The 16,432-nt window shown below is 70.3% G+C and carries 12 protein-coding genes; 9 read left to right on the plus strand and 3 right to left on the minus strand.

Going from position 1 to position 16,432, the window contains the following annotated elements; genetic code table 11:
• The first annotated feature begins 122 nt into the window (after positions 1-122).
• The 4 genes from AC3WLN_RS02860 to AC3WLN_RS02875 all read left to right on the plus strand — a co-directional run bounded on the left by AC3WLN_RS02860 (position 123) and on the right by AC3WLN_RS02875 (position 5,618).
• Positions 123-839 (plus strand): sulfate transporter family protein, encoded by a 717-nt coding sequence (locus AC3WLN_RS02860; protein WP_492479407.1) that lies wholly within the window; start codon positions 123-125, stop codon positions 837-839.
• Positions 840-1,005: 166 nt separating this feature from the next.
• Positions 1,006-2,145, plus strand: a complete 1,140-nt coding sequence (locus AC3WLN_RS02865) for a complex I NDUFA9 subunit family protein (RefSeq protein WP_492479408.1) — start codon at positions 1,006-1,008, stop codon at positions 2,143-2,145.
• 56 nt (positions 2,146-2,201) lie between these two features.
• A complete protein-coding gene (gene gltX, locus AC3WLN_RS02870) occupies positions 2,202-3,569 on the plus strand; it encodes a glutamate--tRNA ligase (protein ID WP_492479409.1) in 1,368 nt (455 codons plus the stop codon).
• Positions 3,570-3,689: 120 nt separating this feature from the next.
• Positions 3,690-5,618: an ABCB family ABC transporter ATP-binding protein/permease gene (locus tag AC3WLN_RS02875; protein WP_492479410.1), complete on the plus strand. Its 1,929-nt coding sequence runs from the start codon at positions 3,690-3,692 to the stop codon at positions 5,616-5,618.
• A gap of 15 nt (positions 5,619-5,633) precedes the next feature.
• Here the strand turns inward: AC3WLN_RS02875 and AC3WLN_RS02880 are convergent, their stop codons facing one another.
• On the minus strand, positions 5,634-7,400 hold the full coding sequence (locus AC3WLN_RS02880) for a LysM peptidoglycan-binding domain-containing protein (RefSeq protein WP_492479411.1): 1,767 nt from the start codon (positions 7,398-7,400) through the stop codon (positions 5,634-5,636).
• 221 nt (positions 7,401-7,621) lie between these two features.
• Between AC3WLN_RS02880 and AC3WLN_RS02885 the strand changes: the two genes are divergently transcribed.
• Positions 7,622-8,224, plus strand: coding sequence for an LOG family protein (locus AC3WLN_RS02885; protein ID WP_492479412.1), 603 nt, complete (start codon positions 7,622-7,624; stop codon positions 8,222-8,224).
• 28 nt (positions 8,225-8,252) lie between these two features.
• Here AC3WLN_RS02885 and cysS read toward each other — a convergent pair whose 3' ends face one another.
• Positions 8,253-9,632, minus strand: a complete 1,380-nt coding sequence (gene cysS, locus AC3WLN_RS02890) for a cysteine--tRNA ligase (protein WP_492479413.1) — start codon at positions 9,630-9,632, stop codon at positions 8,253-8,255.
• Between the two features lie 328 nt (positions 9,633-9,960).
• On the opposite strand from cysS, the gene AC3WLN_RS02895 reads away from it, so the two are divergent.
• On the plus strand, positions 9,961-10,299 hold the full coding sequence (locus AC3WLN_RS02895; protein ID WP_492479414.1) for a hypothetical protein: 339 nt from the start codon (positions 9,961-9,963) through the stop codon (positions 10,297-10,299).
• A 96-nt stretch (positions 10,300-10,395) separates the two neighbouring features.
• On the opposite strand, the gene AC3WLN_RS02900 is transcribed toward AC3WLN_RS02895, so the two are convergent.
• A complete protein-coding gene (locus tag AC3WLN_RS02900) occupies positions 10,396-10,914 on the minus strand; it encodes a CreA family protein (protein WP_463771676.1) in 519 nt (172 codons plus the stop codon).
• A 164-nt stretch (positions 10,915-11,078) separates the two neighbouring features.
• Between AC3WLN_RS02900 and AC3WLN_RS02905 the strand changes: the two genes are divergently transcribed.
• The 3 genes from AC3WLN_RS02905 to AC3WLN_RS02915 all read left to right on the plus strand — a co-directional run bounded on the left by AC3WLN_RS02905 (position 11,079) and on the right by AC3WLN_RS02915 (position 16,382).
• The gene (locus tag AC3WLN_RS02905; RefSeq protein WP_492479416.1) at positions 11,079-12,092 is read left to right on the plus strand and encodes a DUF2865 domain-containing protein; all 1,014 of its coding nucleotides are present in this window, start codon (positions 11,079-11,081) and stop codon (positions 12,090-12,092) included.
• A gap of 974 nt (positions 12,093-13,066) precedes the next feature.
• A complete protein-coding gene (locus AC3WLN_RS02910; protein WP_492479417.1) occupies positions 13,067-14,362 on the plus strand; it encodes an OmpA family protein in 1,296 nt (431 codons plus the stop codon).
• 349 nt (positions 14,363-14,711) lie between these two features.
• Positions 14,712-16,382: a methyl-accepting chemotaxis protein gene (locus AC3WLN_RS02915; protein WP_492479418.1), complete on the plus strand. Its 1,671-nt coding sequence runs from the start codon at positions 14,712-14,714 to the stop codon at positions 16,380-16,382.
• Positions 16,383-16,432 lie beyond the last annotated feature (50 nt).

The raw sequence follows: 16,432 nt of genomic DNA on the forward strand, positions 1-16,432 counted from the left end.
TGCGCCGGGGGACGGCCATAGCCAGAACCAGTGGCCAGAACCTCGGGATACGGTGCGCGCGGGGGCGACGCAGGCCGGGCCCTTCACGACCGGACCGACACGAGACCACGGGATCCCCAGGTATGCTCATCCAGGCCGCCTTCGCCGCCATCCGGCAGGTGTTCTCAGCCCCCTTGCGCGCGATCCTGTGGAAGTCCCTCGGGCTCACGGTGGGCATCCTCCTCGTCGTCTGGTTCGGGCTCACGCGGGCGATCAACTGGTTCCTGTCCCAGCACCATCTCTCGGTGGATTATCCCTTCCTCGACACGCTGGCGGTGTTCTTCGCCGGGGCCGGCCTGTTCGTGGGGCTCGCCTACGTGATGCCGGCGGTGTCGATCCTGGTGGCGGGCTACTTCCTCGACGCCGCCGCCGAGATCGTCGAGCGCACGGACTTTCCCGGCGACCCGCCCGGCCTCGCCCTGCCCCTCGGCACCGCGATGTTCTACGCCGTGCGCTTCGCCGGCCTCGCCCTGCTGGTGAATCTCGTGGCGCTGATCCTGTTCTTCGTGCCGGGGGTCAATCTCGTCGCGTTCTTCGGCGCCAACGCCTACCTGCTGTCGCGGGAGTATTTCGAGCTCGCCGCCGGGCGCTTCCGGCCCATGGCCGAGGCCGGCGCCATGCGGCGCCATTACGGCGGCACCACGCTCCTCGCCGGCGTGCTCCTCGCCGGCCTCATGGTGGTGCCGGTGCTCAATCTCGTCACTCCGCTCTTCGGCATCGCCCTGATGGTGCATGTCCACAAGAGCCTGAGCCGGCGCACCCCGGTCGCCGGCCCGCAGGCCCAGCCGCGCCTGCGCTGAGGCCCCCCGGCCCCTCGGGACAGCCGGGCCCGAATTTCACCGCGCGGCCTCCCGTCCTGGCTGGAAGTGGTCTAGATACGCTGCACCAGGCTCAAGGACCGGCGCCGATCGATGCCCTGCAGGGATCGGACGGGCGCGGGGGCCGCTTTTCGAGACGTGACGCGCGATGACCGGCTTCGAGACCCTTCCCCTGACCCGCCCCGCCTCGCAGCTCGTCACCGTGTTCGGCGGATCGGGGTTCCTCGGGCGCCACGTGGTGCGGGCGCTGGCCAAGCGCGGCTACCGGATCCGGGTGGCCGTGCGCCGGCCCGACCTCGCTCTCTTCCTGCAGCCCCTCGGCAAGGTCGGCCAGATCGTCGCCGTGCAGGCCAACCTGCGCTACCCCGAGTCGATCGCCCGGGCGGTCCAGGGGGCCGACATCGTCGTCAACCTCGTGGGCATCCTGCAGGAGACCGGCAAGCAGAGCTTCTCGCAGCTCCAGGCCGAGGGCGCGGGCGAGATCGCCCGGGCGGCGGCGGCCGTCGGCGCGCCCCTGGTCCACGTCTCGGCCATCGGCGCCGACGCGACCTCCCCCTCGCAATACTCCCGCACCAAGGCCCTGGGCGAGGCCCGGGTCGCAGAGGCCGGCGGCGCTCACGTGATCCTGCGGCCCTCCCTGGTGTTCGGCCCCGGCGACAGCTTCTTCAACCGCTTCGCCGCCCTGGCCCGCGCCCTGCCGGTGCTGCCGCTGGCCGGCGCCGAGTCGCGCTTCCAGCCCGTCTACGTCGCGGACGTGGCCGAGGCGGTGGCCCGCGCGGTGGAGGGCCACGTGCCCGCCGGCAAGGTCTACGAGCTCGGCGGCCCCGAGGTGGAGACCCTTGAGGCGCTGGTGCGCTACATGCTCAAGGTGACGATGCGCAAGCGCATGGTCCTGGGCCTGCCCCAGCCCGCGGCCCTGCTCCAGGCCCGTGCCCTCGAGGTGGTCGACACCCTGACCCTCGGGCTCCTGCCGGACAGCCTCAAGCTGACCCGCGACCAGGTCATCCTGCTCCAGAACGACAACGTCGTCTCCGAGGCCGCCAAGGCGGAGGGACGCACCCTGGAGGGCATCGGCCTGCAGCCCATCGCCATGGAGGCGGTGGTGCCGGGCTATCTCTGGCGCTTCCGCAAGGCGGGCCAGTTCGCCAAGATCCAGGAGCATGAGAGCGCCATCCCCGAGACCCTGGCCCCGAAGCCCTTCGTGCCGCGCAGCGGCAGCGGGCCGGCGCTCGGGCCGGATTCCAACGCCCCGAGCCGCATGGGCGTCCGCTGGGGCACCCGCGGCTGACGCCTGTCCGCGTCACCGGAGTCCTCAGGGCCGGCGAAATGGTCTAGAGGGCGCCCATGATCCAGACCACTCCGCCCGAAGCCGGCGCACCCCTCGTGCGCTTCGCGCCGTCCCCCACCGGCTATCTGCATATCGGCAATGCCCGGCCCGCCCTGCTGAACGCGCTCTTCGCGCGGGCACGGGGCGGGCGCTTCCTGCTGCGGCTCGACGACACCGACCGGGAGCGCTCGACGCAAGCCTTCGCGGACGCGGTGTCCGAGGATCTGGCCTGGCTCGGGATCGTGCCCGACCTGTTCGCCCGGCAATCCGACCGGGTGGCGATCCACGACGCGGCCGCCGAGCGGCTCAAGGCCCTGGGCCGGCTCTACCCCTGCTACGAGACGCAGGAGGAACTGGAGCGGCGGCGCCGGCGCCAGCTCGGGCGCGGCCAGCCGCCGATCTACGACCGCGGCGCCCTGAACCTCACGCAGGCCGACCGCGCCGCCCTGGAGGCGGAGGGGCGTAACCCCCACTGGCGCTTCAAGCTCGACGCCCGCACCGTGGCCTGGAACGACCTCGTGCGGGGCGAGGCCCATGTGGATTGCGCCTCGCTCTCCGATCCCGTCCTGATCCGCGCCGATGGCAGCTACCTCTACACCCTGCCCTCCGTGGTCGACGACGCCGAGATGGGTATCACCCACGTCATCCGGGGCGAGGACCACGTCACCAACACCGGCGTCCAGGTGCAGATCTTCGAGGCGCTCGGCAGCGCGATCCCAGTCTTCGGGCATCACAACCTCCTGACCACCGTGGACGGGGAGGGGCTCTCGAAGCGCCTCGGCCACCTCTCGCTCCGGGGGCTGCGCGAGGCCGGCTACGAGCCGGGCGCGGTGCGCTCCCTCGCGGTCCTAACCGGCTCGGCGGAAGCCGTCCGGGCCGTGGCAAGCCTCGACGAACTCGCCGGCCTGGTGGACCTGGCGCAGATCTCGCGGGCGCCGGCGAAGTTCGACCCGCACGAACTCGACGGGCTCAACGCCCGCCTCGTCCACGCCATGCCCTACGCGGAGGTCGCCGACCGCCTCGCGGCGCAAGGGATCGCGTCCGAGCGCGCCGAAGCCTTCTGGGCGGCGGTGCGGCCCAACCTCGCCAAGGTCTCGGAGGCCGGCGACTGGTGGTGCGTGGTCGCCGGGCCCGTGACCCCGGTCATCGCCGATCCGGCCTTCATCGGGGCCGCCGCCGCCCTCCTGCCGGCCGAGCCCTGGGACGCCGAGACCTGGAAGGCCTGGACGAACGCCGTGAAGGCGACCACGGGGGCCAAGGGCAAGGCCCTGTTCATGCCGCTGCGCCTTGCCCTCACGGGCCTCGATCACGGGCCGGACCTCGCCGGCCTGCTGCCGCTGATCGGCCGGGACGCGGTGGCCCGCCGGCTGGCCGGGGCGGCCTGAGGCGCGGGGGCTCCTTGCGGTCCACGCGCACCCGCCCCGCCCGCACGGGTGGCTGTCGCCGACGGGCCGGCGCGCCTATATGCGGACCCGACGCGTTTTAATCCCGAGCCCTGGACCCGAATGAAAACCGACCCCGCCCCGGCGGCACCGGTCACGGCCGCGCCGCCCGCGCGGCCCGGCCTGGTGGCCACCTATCGCCGCCTCTGGCCCTATCTCTGGCCCTATGGCCGGCCCGACCTGCAGCGGCGCGTCTTCCTCGCCTTCGGCCTGCTGATCGTCGCCAAGTTCGTCACCATGGTGACGCCCTTCACCTTCAAGTGGGCCACCGACGCCCTGGTGGCGATGACGGACGCGAAGCCGGGGGCCGCCATCCCCACCGGGCTGCTCGCCGCGCCGATGCTGCTGATCGGCCTCTACGGCCTGTCCCGCATCCTGATGGCGGGGCTGACGCAGGTGCGCGACGGATTGTTCGCCAAGGTGGCGATGCACGCGGTGCGTCGCCTCGCGCTCCAGACCTTCGAGCACATGCACCGGCTCTCCTTACGCTTCCACCTGGAGCGCAAGACCGGCGGCCTGACCCGCGTGCTGGAGCGCGGGCGCGGCGGCATTGAGGAGCTCTCGCGCCTGATGGTGCTGACCCTGGTGCCCACCATCGTCGAGTTCCTGCTCGTGATCGGCGTGCTCGCCTACGAGTTCGACTGGATCTACTCGGTGGTCGTCTTCGTGATGGTGGCGGCCTACCTCGCCTTCACCTGGAAGGCGACGCAGTGGCGCATCGAGATCCGTCGGCGGATGAACACCTCCGACACCGACGCCAACACCAAGGCGGTGGACTCGCTGCTCAACTTCGAGACCGTGAAGTATTTCGGCGCGGAACTCCGCGAGGCCGAGCGCTACGACGTCTCGATGGCGAAATACGAAAAGGCCTCGACGCAGACCTACGTGTCGCTCGCCGTCCTCAACGCCGGACAGGCGGTGATCTTCACCGTCGGCATGACCGTCGTGATGTGGTTGGCCGCGCGGGACATCATGGCCGGGCGCACCACGCTCGGCGGCTTCGTGCTGGTCAACACCATGCTGGTGCAGCTCTCGATGCCGCTGAACTTCATGGGCATGATCTACCGCGAGATCAAACAGGCGCTGATCGACATCGACGACATGTTCCAGATCCTGCACCGCAATCCGGAGATCGCCGACCGGCCGGACGCGTTGCCGCTCGCCGTCTCGGACGGCGTGGTGCGGTTCGAGGACGTGCGCTTCGCCTACGATCCGGCCCGGCCCATCCTCCGGGGCGTCAGCTTCGAGGTGCCGCCGGGCCGGACGGTGGCCATCGTCGGTCCCTCGGGGGCGGGCAAGTCGACCCTGTCGCGCCTGCTGTTCCGGTTCTACGAGCCGCAGGGTGGCCGCATCCTCATCGACGGCCAGGACATTGCGCAGATCCGGCAGGCGTCCTTGCGCGCCGCCATCGGCATGGTGCCGCAGGATACGGTGCTGTTCAACGACACCATCGGCTACAACATCCGCTACGGCCGTTGGGACGCCACCCCGGCGGAGGTGCGCGCCGCCGCGTCCCTGGCGCAGATCGACCGCTTCATCTCCGCCCTGCCGGAGGGCTACGACACGCCCGTGGGCGAGCGCGGGCTCAAGCTCTCGGGCGGCGAGAAGCAGCGCGTCGCCATCGCGCGCACCATCCTGAAGGGGCCGCCGATCCTCGTCCTCGACGAGGCGACCTCGGCCCTGGATTCCTTCACCGAGCGCGAGATCCAGGATGCCCTGGACACGGTGAGCCAGGGTCGCACCACCCTGGTCATCGCCCACCGCCTCTCGACGGTGGTGAATGCCGACGAGATCATCGTCCTCGACAAGGGCGTCATCGTCGAGCGCGGCGACCACACCACCCTGCTCGAGCGGGACGGCGTCTACGCCTCCATGTGGAGCCGCCAGCGCGAGGCCGACGCCGCCCTGGAGGTCCTCCAGCGCAACGAGGCGGTGCTGCCCCTATCCAAGGAGCGTGCGGCCCCGGTGCCGGAGCGCGTGCCCGCCGAGTAAGCCGCGGACGCGTCCTCAGCCCCGCCGGTCGGCCTGCGGCACCGCCGCCGTGCCGTCGGCGGGCAGGACGAAGATCTGGCCCGGATAGATCAGGTCCGGATTGCGGATCTGCGGCTGGTTGGCGTCGAAGATCACCGTGTAGCGCGTGCCCTTGCCGTAGATGCGCCGGCTGATCTGCCACAGGCTGTCGCCCCGGATGATCTTCGCGGTCCCGATCTCCGGGACGAAGACCGTGGGGCTCCGATCCGCCAGCGGCACGGCGGGGGGCTGGCTCGACATCGCCGGCGCCTCGGCCTCGGCTGCCCCGCGCGGGGCCGGTTCCGGCTGCGCCCGCGCCTGAAGGCCCGGTGCCTGCGGCTCCCGCACGGACGGTGTCGAGGTTTGGGGCGCCGCGAGTGGGGACGGCTGAGATTGAGTCGTCGGAGCCTGGGTCGTGGGAGCCTGGTTCGCGGCAGCTTGGGGTGTTCCGGCTCCGGACGTCGGGGACGGGAGCGCGGACGGGGCCTTCGAAGCCGCCGTCTTCGGCAGCGCCGCTGCGGGTAGCGTGGCCGGGTTCTCCGGCGTTCCCAGGCGGGCGACAGGCCCTGGCGCCACCGGCGCCGGAGTGCCCTGCGCGAGGATTGCCGGTTTGGTCACGGTGGCCGGTACGTTGAAGGCGACCTCGGAGCGGGTCTTCACCTTGCCGGAGACGGGGTCGACCTGATCCACCCGGACCTTGTAGTCGCCCGGCCGGACGCCGCGCCCGATGGTGAACGCCACGCGCCCGTCGGCCCCGGCACTTCCGGGCGCCACCAGGGCGTCGTTCAGGTACAGCCGCACGGTGGCGCCGGGCGGGGCCTGGCTCGTGACGTAGAGCCGGCCGCCTTCCTCCGCCTCGACGCTGACGATCTTCACCGGCCCGGTGCGGTCCGCCTCGGCCTTGTCGGGCGTGGCCGCGGCCGGAGCGCCCGGCCCGGCCGATCCGGGCTGGGCGCGGGCGCCGGGCATGTTCGTTGCGAGCTTGCTCGCCGCGGGGTCGTTCACGGCAGTCTTGCCACCCTCGGTCTTGCTTCCGTCGGTCTTGCCGGCCCTGCCCGCAGCGGTCCTGCCCGCCTCGGCGAGATCCGTTCCGGGCGTCGCGGAGTCCGGTTGCGAGAGCACGATGGTGGGCTTGTCCGGGGAGGTGAGGGCGATGAGGGGCTTGGTATTGCGGAGCGGCGAGACCACCACCGCCACGCTGTCGCGCGAGAGGCGGGCCTGACCGTCGGCGCCCAGGACCCGCAGGGTGATCTCACTGTTGCCGGTGGGCAGGGCCGGGGGCACGATGGCGAATTGCCCGGACGGGTCGACGAGCGCACGGGCAATCGGCTCGTTGTCGCGCAGCAGTTCGACGGTGGTGTTGGGCGCGGCCCGCCCGGCGATCACCGCCTCGCCATTCGGTTCGATCCGGATGATGTCGAAGCTCGGCGCCTCGCTGGCCCCCTGGGTGCCCGGCCCTTGCGCCGGCGCCCGGCCCGGTTCCAGGGCCGCCAGGGGCTTTCCCGACGGTGCCGCCCCCTCCCCGGGGCCTGCATCCCGGCGGGCGGGGGCGTCGGGCCCGGTCGCGCCGTTCGGGGCGCGGGAATTGCTGTCGGAGGGAAGGGCGGCCGGGGCGCCGCTGTCCTGCGTCGACCCGAGGCCGACCGGAGAGCCGAGCCCGCGCTTGAACAGGGTGCCCGCGCCGTAGAGGGTGACCACCAGGGCAAAGCCCGCCAGAAGCCCCACGCAGGCGAGGAAGATGCTCCGTCGCAACTCCGCCCTCATGACACGCCACTCCTTCGTCCACCGGCACGGCGGCCGAAATTCCATCGCCGCGGGATCGAGCCCGTCGACAAACCGGCGATTGATGGCGACATATTAGCGAACATGACCGGATCACCAAATCACACCTGCCGCATCACGGCCGGATCTTCCGTAAAATCAGCAGTTTGGCTCGTGGATAGGGGCATACGGGCCCCGGCCCCGGCGCATCAGGGAGGTCCGGCATGGCTCCGGTAAGGACGGTCTGCGTCTATTGCGGCTCCGGCTTCGGCGGCGATCCGGCCTTCACGGAGGCCGCGGTGACCCTCGGCAAGGCCCTGGCGGAGGCCGGGATCGGGCTCGTCTACGGTGGCGGCAATGTCGGCCTGATGGGCACGGTCGCGCGGGCGGTTCTCGAGAACGGCGGCCACGTCACCGGCATCATCCCCGACTTCCTGAAATCGCGCGAGCGCATGCTCGACGAGATCCAGGAGACCATCGTCGTGGAGGACATGCACACGCGCAAGCGGCTGATGTTCGAGCGCTCGGACGCCTTCGTCGCTTTGCCCGGCGGCATCGGCACCCTGGAGGAACTGGTGGAGCAGCTCACCTGGGCCCAGCTCGGCCAGCACAACAAGCCGATCCTGCTGCTCTCGGTGGCGGATTTCTGGACGCCGCTCCTGACGCTCCTCAACCACATGCGGGCGCAGGGCTTCATCCGCGAAGGGCTCGATCTGAGCTATCTCGTGGCCACCGAGGCGGCCGACGTGGTCGGCCTCCTGCGCGACGCGGCCGGGGCGGTCGCGCCGGCACCGGCCGCCGAGGCCCTGGTGGCGGAGCGATTCTGAGGCGATGCCCCGGCGCGGCGGCGCGGGTTCAGGTCGCCACGCTCCAGGTCGTCCCGTCCTTGCCGTCCCTCACGGCGACGCCCATGCCCAGGAGTTCGTCGCGAATCCGGTCCGAAGCGGCCCAGTCCTTGGCGGCCCGGGCCGCGCGGCGATCGGCGATCAGCGCTTCGACCCGGGCGACATCGACGCCGGCCGCCCGGATCGTACCCTGATCGCGGGCCGACTTCGTCTGGGTGAGCAGGCCGAGAAGATTGGCTCCGGCCTTCAGCGCCGCCGGATCGTCGAGGCGGTGCAGTTCAGCCAGGGCCGCGGCCGTGTTGAGGTCATCGAGGAGCGGCTCGCGCACGCTCTCCGGGATCGAGCCGGCCGCGTCCGCGTCTCCGACGACGCCGTACCAGCGGTCGAGCATCCGGGCCGCTTCTTCCAGGCCGCGCAGGGTCCAGTCGATCGGCTGGCGATAATGGGTCTTCAGCATGGCGAGGCGCGCGACCTCTCCGGGCCAGTCCTTCAGCACGTCGCGGATGGTGATGAAGTTGCCGAGCGACTTCGACATCTTCTCTCCCTCCACCTGCAGGAAGCCGTTGTGGAGCCAGACGTCGGCCATCACGTCGGTGCCGAAGCAGCAGCGCGACTGGGCCACCTCGTTCTCGTGGTGGGGGAAGATGAGGTCGATGCCGCCGGCATGGATGTCGAAGCGCTCGCCGAGATGCTTCCACGACATCGCCGAGCACTCGATGTGCCAGCCGGGCCGGCCCGGTGCCGCGATCCCGCAGGGCGAGGGCCAGGACGGCTCGCCGGGCTTCGAGGGCTTCCACAGCACGAAGTCGAGGGGCGAGCGCTTGTAGGGCGCGACCTCGACGCGGGCTCCGGCCTCCATCTCGTCGAGAGGGCGCTTCGAGAGCGCGCCGTAATCCGGCATCGAGGGCACGTCGAACAGCACGTGGCCGTCCGCCACGTAGGCGTGGCCGCGATCCACGAGGCCCGCGATGATGGTGTGCATCTCGGCGATGTGGTCGGTGGCCCGCGGCTCGACGAAGCGCGGCCGCTCGCCCGGCCCGTTGACGTCCTCCGGCATCAACACGCCGAGTTCGCGGATGTCGGCGTGGAAGGCCTTCAGGGTCCCGTCGGTCAGTTCGCGGATGCTGATCCCGCGCTCGAAGGCCCGGGCATTGATCTTGTCGTCCACGTCCGTGACGTTTCGGGCATAGGTGACGTGGGCCTCGCCGTAGAGGTGGCGCAGCAGGCGGAACAGCAGGTCGAAGACGATGATCGGCCGGGCGTTGCCGATATGCGCCGCGTCGTAGACCGTCGGACCGCAGGCATACATCCGCACGTTCGTCGGATCGATCGGCGTGAACGCGGCCTTCTCGCGGGTCAGCGTGTTGTAGAGCCGCAACATCGAGGCCATGAAACTTTCCTTGCGTCCCGGGCCTCCATCCGGACCCGTCCGTCCCTGATCCACCGCACCGCGTTGGTTTCGTACGGCTTTTGCCGCACCGCACCCAACCGCCCGCCACATCGTCGCCGCGTTCCGCTCGGGGCCCTGTTGCGCGAAGGCGACGGCCCCGACGCCCGTCCTGCGCTACCCCAAAACCATGAGCAATTCGAGAACGACGCCGGACCGGCAGGCCTCGGAACCGGCTGTCTCGAAAACGACGACGCGGCGAAAGGGTTTGTTAACCCGGTGCCGTGAAATTTTCGCCCCATACGCTTCCGACATCAGCAAGGTTCTGCCCATGCGCCGCGCGGCCGCCAGTATCGGCGCTCTCTTCGCCCTCGCCCTCACCGTTCACGGCGCCCTGGCCTCCGACGGCGAGAGCCCGGCCAAGGCCCCCGGCACGGTCGAGAAGACGTTCCTGATCCCGTCGAGCGAGGGCTACGGCGTCGGCGACTGCCTCACCAACGGCGAGAGCGCCTGCGGGCAGGTCGTCGCCAATGCCTGGTGCGAGGCGCAGGGCTTCGCCTCGGCCGGCTCCTTCGGCGTCGCGGCCCAGGACGAGTACACCGGCGCAATTCCGCCGGCCCCGGTGGCGAAGCCCGCCGAGCGCCCGATCCGGATCACCTGTCAGGACTGATCACGCGACGGGACTGAATTTCCTGCCCGGATCGATCACCCGCGAGGATCGATGGGCGACCGGGCCGTTCCATGCGAAACGGCCCGGCCCCGCGGCCTACTTGTCCATGAACGCGTCACAGCGCGGCGGCGGCTCGGTGCCCCAGGGCATCAGCGGCACGGCAGAGGTGGAGTTCTTGGGCGAGCCCTGGATCACCTTGTCCGAATAGACCATGTAGATCAGCGTATTGCGCTTTGTATCGCAGCCGCGCACGATCTGCATCGACTTGAAGATCAGCGATCGGCGCTCGCTGAACACCACGGCACCCTGCTTGAACTTCTCCTTGAACTGGACCGGGCCAACCTGACGACAGGCGAGCGAGATGTCCGAGACATCCTCCGCCAGGCCGAGCGTGCCCTTGATGCCGCCCTTCTCCGGCTGCGTGTACCAGCAGGCGACGCCGGCCACCGACGGATCGTCGATCCCGTAGACCACGAGCTTGTCGTTGGGCGTCAGCGGACGCCACACGGTCGACTTGTCGAAGATGCGGTCCGCATCGTCCGCGCGCGCAGGAAGCGCGGCGAGGCCGAGCCCCAACGCCAGCGCGCAGCCTGTGAGACCCCGAAGCCACATCATCGTATCATTCCCCTCAGTTTGTTCCGGGCGGATGTGGGAAGGGTGTCGCCGCCGTGCGAGGGTCGCTAATAAACTTGTGTTGAGCCCGTTCGCCCCGCTTCGCCGAAGTCTCTCCCTCGGGAGGCCTCGCGCGGCGGCGTCCCGCCATTCATTGCAATCAGGCCATGCCGCTGATCCCCTTCCAGATCCGCACGCTCGTCCGAGTGCTCGCCGGCGTCCTCACCGCCATCGCCCTGACCGGTGCCGCCGAGGCCCAGACCTCCGCCTGCCTGCGCTACCGCTCGGAACTCGCCGGCCTCAGCGACGGGGCCAGCACCGCGCGGGCGCTGCAGAACGAGATCGGCCGGCTCAACGCCTATTACCGCACCTTGAACTGCGAGGGCGGACGCTTCCTGTTCTTCGATTCGCGGCCCCCGCAATGCGGCGCGGTCGAGCAGCGCATCCGGGCCCTCAATGCCGGCTACGGCGCCGAGAACGGCGAGGTGACGGCCGCCCGCCGGCAGCAGCTCACCGAGGCGATCGCCTCCGCCTGCACGGATGCGGCGAGCCGCAGCCTGCTCAAGGCGGACGGTGCTCCAGGCGAGGCACGGGCGCGGGGCGGCGCGCAGGTGATCTGCGTGCGGACCTGCGACGGGGCCTATTTCCCGATGACCAACCTGCCCGACGGGCGCGAGGGGGCCGACGAGCTCTGCCAGGCGCTCTGCCCGGGCGCCGAGGCTGCCGCCTATTCGATGCCGCATGGCGACGAGGCCCTGAAGCAGGCCGCCACCGTGAAGGGGAGCCGCGCCTACACCGCCCTGCCCAACGCCTTCAAGTTCCGCACCGCGTTCACGCCGAACTGCTCGTGCAAGCGCGAGGGGCAGACCTGGGCACAGTCGCTGGTCAAGGCCGAGAGCATGCTCGTGCGCCACAAGGGCGATATCTTCGTCACCCCGATGCAGGCCGAGGCCCTGTCGCGTCCGCCCAAGGTGCGCCTGACCCTGGTGGGTCGGGCCGACAAGACCGCCGCCGGGATCGCCGCCGACGCGGCCACGCGCAATGCCGGCATCGCCACCGATGCCGCCGCTCCGCCGGAGCCGGCCGCCGCGGCGACGCCGGCGGTCGGCGAGGAGCGTCAGCCCGTGCGGATCATCGCCCCGAACCTGTTCTCGACCGCCGCGCGCCAAGGAGCCCCCTGAGGCCACCTGTCCGCGCCGGGTGGCCGAAAAACGGGAACCATCCCGCCCGCATTCTGTTCCGAAGGCCTCATCAACGACGTGAGTGACCTTCGATGCGGAGCATCCGCCACCTTCTTCTGACCGGCACGGTCCTGCCAGCCCTGATCCTCTCGGGACCAGGGCTGGCCCGACAGGAATCCATGCCGGGCGGCGCCATCCTGCTGGCCCAGGCCGGGCCGGGCGAGGGGCCGCGGGGTGGTGGCGAAGGTCCGCGTGGAGGGCCGCCCGGTGGCGGGCGCGAACGGCCCGAGCCGCGTCAGGAGCGACCGGAACCCCGTCAGGAGCGGCCCGAGCCGCGTCAGGAACGACCGGCTCCCCGTCCCGAGCTGCGTCAGGAACGGCCGGAACCCCGTCAGGAGCGGCCCGAGCCGCGGCAGGAACGACCGGCTCCCCGTCCCGAGCCCCGTCAGGAACGGCCAGAGCCCCGTCAGGAGCGCCCCGAGCCGCGCCCGGACCGTCAAGAGCGTGTCCCGGCGGCGCAGCCGGAGCGTCCGGCCGCCCGGCCGGACCGACCCGAGCCGCGCCAAGAGCGCCCCGCCCGCGACGAGCGCGGTTCCGGCCCCGATCGCGACCAGACTCCGCCGCGGCGCGCGCCCGGTGCCGAGGGACCGGGCGAGCGTCCCTCGCCCCCGCCGGCTGCGCGTGAGCGCGCTCCCGATCGTCCGAACACGCCCGAGCGTCCCACCGAGCCCAACCGCCCGGCACCCGCGCAGCCGCGCCAAGCCCCGACGCCCGGGCAAGCCCCAGCACCCGGACAAGCTCCGGCTCCCGGGCAAGCCCCCGCGCCGAATGCGCCCGAAATCCGCAATCCGGCCAACCCTGCCAATCCGAACGTGCCGGGCGCGGCTCAGCCGGGCCGCCCAAATGCGCCCGGCGAGCCGCGTGCCCCTGGCCAGCCGGCTCAGCCGACTCCACAGCCCGGTCAGCCGGGCGCCGTGGCCCCCAACGCGCGGCCCGGCGTTCCGGGTCGTCCGTTCGTCCCACCGGGCGCGCCCAATCCGGACGCGCAGCGGCCCGACGGGCGTCCGGGTGCGGGCGCCAACCCGGCCGATGCGCGACCGGATCGAGACGGGCCGGTTCCCGGCGGCCGCGATCCGAGAGATCCGGCTGCTCGAGATTCAGGGACCCCTGACCTGCGCCGCGACGATGCGGGTCGGCCCGATCTCCGGCCGGGCGATGCCCGACGCGATGACCGCGGCATCGACGATCGCCGCGAGGACCGTGAGCGGCGCGACGCCTTCGAGCGTCGCGATGCCCGCAGCGGCTTCAACGCACCGGGACGGCCGGGCTACGTTCCGGGCGGCTTCCGCGACGACGACGACGTGCGCGACTACGATCAGGTTCGGCGCGACCGGCGCGAGTTCTCGGAAGGGGGGCGCACCTATATCCGCGAGCCCGGCCGGATCATCGTGCGCGACCGCGACACCTACTTCATCCGGCACGACGAGAACGAGCGTTTCCGCGACCTCGACCGGCGCGCCTACCGCAGCGAGCGTCGCGGCGGAGACACCATCACGTATCTCGACCGGCCGGGCGGCGAGCAGATCGTCACCATCGTGGACGATGACGGCCGCCTCGTGCGTCGCTCCCGCCGCTTCCGCGACGGCCGCGAAGTCGTGATCATCGACAACAGCTTCGGTGGCGGCGTCGCCCGGCCGATCTACGAGGATGTCGTCGACCTGCCGCCGCCGGACATCCGCATCCCGCGCGACCGCTACATCGTCGATTACGACGGCGCCGACGAACGCACCGTCTACGAGGCACTCTCGGCCCCGCCGGTGGTGGCGGTGGACCGGCGCTACACCCTCGATCAGGTGCGCTACAGCCCGCAACTCCGGGCCCGTATGCGCAGCGTCGACATCGACACGATCACCTTCGACACCGGTTCGTTCACGGTGACGCCGGACCAGGCCGCCCGCCTCTCTACCATCGCGGCGGCGATGAACCGGGCGATCAAGGCCAATCCGCAGGAGGTTTTCCTGATCGAGGGCTACACCGACGCGGTTGGCTCCGACATCGACAACCTCTCCCTCTCCGACCGCCGCGCGCAGTCGGTGGCCACCGTGCTGACCCAGAACTTCCAGGTGCCGCCCGAGAACCTGACCACCCAGGGCTACGGCGAGCAGAACCTGAAGGTGAACACGCAGAACGCCTCGCGGGAAAACCGCCGGGTCACGGTCCGTCGGATCACGCCCCTGATCCAGCAGCAGGGCGAAGCGTCCCCGCGCTAGAGGACGAGCTCTCCGACGAACCGAATCCTGGTTCCGTCGGAGGCGCACGGACGGCCGGTCATGCGCGATGTGCTGGCTGGCCGTCCCGCTTTTCGACGCCGCACGACCGGCCCGTCGGCCTGTTCGCGCGCCGCCGGATGCGGATCGGAAAGCCGCTCTTTCAAGCACACGGCTCGGCCGCGCGTCCGATCTCCTCCTTAAGGGAGGACAATCCAAGTCCTTGTTTCCGCATCTTATTTGTTTTTAATCAATTTTTAAGAGATAAGCTGGAAATATAGGCTGTCTCTCAAGGCCTGTTATTTTCTGCCCGCCGCAGACATGGCAGCATCTCCAGTGCGCTGGTCGGACTATGAATATCAATCTCAAGTGGATATTGATCTCGATCATCGGTTCTTTGATCGGAGCCTTGAGTGTTCAAGGGTTCGTAGCAGTCAATAGTCTTCAAAAAATTCGGGCAAATACCACTGAGATATCTGAGGCCTGGCTCCCAAGTGTAAAATCTTTGGGTGAAGTCAAATACACAATGACGAATTTGCGTCTCGTTGATGCCCGTTACGCTCTCGGTCGCGAAACACCCTCGTCGCTGGATAAGCTCGATGCAGAGCGTTCAACGGCGGTCAAGCTGGCCCTGCGGGCTTATCAACCCCTCGTCACTTCGCCCGAGGAGCGTCTGCTGGCGGATGACATCGCCAAGCGCTTCGTCGACTATGACAAGATGCGCGACGGGTTCCGGGAGCTGTTCAGAGCCGGCGATCAGCTAGCCATGGTCAATGCGTTCGAGATGACGCGCTCGGCCTACCATGATCTGATGAACGTCATCGACGACGATGTCGCGCTCAACAACCGTGGTGCCGCCGCGGCGGAGGCCGCCTCGAAGGAGCGCTACGAGCATGCTTTCGGGCTCACGGTTGCGGTCTGCGTAGGCTCCGTCCTGATCGGCGTTTGTGGTGCGATGTTCGTCCTCTTCGGCGTGACGCGGCCGATCACCCGGATCACCGGTGCGATGCAGGCCGTCGCCGGCGGCAACCTGGGTGCGGAGATCCCCTATTCATCCAGCCGTAACGAGATCGGCGCGATGGCGTCCGCCCTGTCGGTCTTCCGCGACAACCTTCAGGAGACCGAGCGCCTGCGCGAGCAGCAGAAGACGCGGGAACTCGCCGCCGAAGACCTGCGTCGGCAGGGCATGCACCAGATGGCCGACGGCTTCGAGAGTGCGGTGAGCGGCATCATCACCATGGTGACGTCGGCCGCGACCGAGCTTCAGGCGACGGCCCAGAGCATGTCGGGCACCGCCAACGAGACGGCCAACCAATCCACCGCCGTGGCCGCGGCGGCGGAAGAGGCCGCCTCGAACGTCAGCACCGTGGCGGCGGCCGCCGAGGAACTCGGCTCCTCCGTGCATGAGATCGGGCGGCAGGTGGACGGCTCGGCTCAGCTCGCCCAGCTCGCCGTGGTCGAAGCGGAGCGGACGGTCTCCCTGGTCCAGGATCTCAGCACGGCCGCGACCAAGATCGGCGATGTGGTCGCGATGATCTCCACGATTGCCGGGCAGACGAACCTCCTGGCCCTCAACGCGACGATCGAGGCGGCGCGGGCCGGCGAGGCGGGCCGGGGCTTCGCGGTGGTGGCGGCGGAAGTGAAGGAACTCGCCAACCAGACCGCGCGGGCCACGGACGAGATCGGGACCCAGATCGGGCAGATCCAGGGCTCGACGGGACAGGCGGTGACCGCCATCGGCAGCATCACCCACCGCATCCGCGAAATCAGCGGCGTATCGACCACCATCGCGGCCGCGGTGGAGGAGCAGGGCGCGGCGACCCAGGAGATCGTCCGCAACGTCTCGCAGGCGGCCGTCGGCACCGAGCTGGTCACCTCCAACATCGCGGGCGTGGCGGGTGCCGCCGAGGAGACCGGGGCCGCCGCCGCCCAGGTGCTGTCCTCTGCGAGCGAGCTCTCGCGGCAATCCGAGCATCTCGGTGCCGAGGTCGCCCGCTTTCTCGCCACCGTTCGGGCGGCCTGATCGCCGCCTTCGAGGACGCGAAACGCGTTCGGTGACATCCGGCGCTCCCT

It is taken from the genome of Methylobacterium sp. FW306-05-D (assembly GCF_058782155.1).